The organism is Mesorhizobium sp. M7D.F.Ca.US.004.03.1.1, from assembly GCF_003998635.1.
In the GTDB taxonomy this organism is placed as follows: Bacteria; Pseudomonadota; Alphaproteobacteria; order Rhizobiales; family Rhizobiaceae; genus Mesorhizobium; species Mesorhizobium loti.
Genome location: NZ_RZQG01001895.1, coordinates 1 through 378 on the forward strand (window position 1 = coordinate 1; position 378 = coordinate 378).

1 pseudogene is annotated in these 378 nt (G+C 58.5%); it reads left to right on the forward strand.

Annotated elements, in window-relative coordinates:
* Positions 1 to 378 (forward strand): annotated as a pseudogene (locus EN935_RS41350) (dihydroorotase); the annotation flags it as partial.

Sequence of the window (378 nt, forward strand, 5' to 3'; positions counted from 1 at the left end):
ACACAATACGGCGCTGATGAAGGCAACCGGGAAGAACACGCTAGAGGCACATTCGGCAAGCCGCCCCGAGGCGGCCGAGCTTGCAGCCACGGTGTTGTTTCTAGAACTCGCCGCGCTGGCCAAGGCGCATGCGCATATCGTCCACATATCGACGCCACGCGGTTTCGAGCTTGTCGAGCGTTACAGTCGAGAGGGCAATCTCGCGACGGGCGAAATCTGCATGCACTATCTGACTTTCGATCCCGACATACATGGAAAGGAGTTTGGTGCGCGACTCAAGGTCAATCCACCGATCCGATCGGGAGGCCGCGAGGCACTGTGGGATCAGATCAAAGCCGGGCGCGTCACATGCATCTCTTCCGACCATTCAACCATGTC